1 protein-coding gene is annotated in these 522 nt (G+C 38.7%); it reads left to right on the top strand.

The annotated features are described in order from the left end of the window. On the top strand, window positions 1-312 hold a 312-nt coding region (locus AB4486_RS24820; protein ID WP_372119351.1), incomplete at its 5' end, for an HIT family protein. Window positions 313-522: the final 210 nt, after the last annotated feature.

Below are 522 nucleotides of genomic sequence, written 5' to 3'. Positions count from 1 at the left end.
ATTCTCAGTAGAAGTCACGTTTCTCATCTTGAAGAGCTAAATGATGATGAATACAAGGAGTTGTTCTTGTTCGCTAAGAAGTTGGGGCTGAGAGTTATCGAGGCATTTGATGATGTCAATGATTATACATTGGTGGTAAACAATGGAACATATTCAGGACAGCATATTCCTCATGCTCATATTCACTTAATTCCACGACGGAAATGGGACAACATTAATTTTTACTGGCGATTACTTACAAGGTTTATTAACCCGACCGTTTCAAAAAGGCGCTTGCTAAAAGTGTCTCAAAAACTGAAAAGTCATTTTTGAAGTCGACGACTGTTTGTATCAAGCGAAACGCAATGGTAGAGACAGGGTAGAGAGCAGTTCTGACAGAGATACAAAAACGTGTTTTCAGCGAACAAGCAGCAAATAAAGAAGGGACCTGCAATCTATTTCTAGTTACAGGTCCCTTCTTTATTCAATGTCAATTATGACGTGATGTTTGTTATTGCGTAAAGCCTATGGCTGTTGCTTAGT

It is taken from the genome of Vibrio sp. 10N.222.55.C6, assembly GCF_041473395.1.
Taxonomy (GTDB): Bacteria; Pseudomonadota; Gammaproteobacteria; order Enterobacterales; family Vibrionaceae; genus Vibrio; species Vibrio crassostreae_C.
Note: the sequence above shows the minus strand (reverse complement) of the source record. Positions and strands in the feature narration are given on the sequence as shown.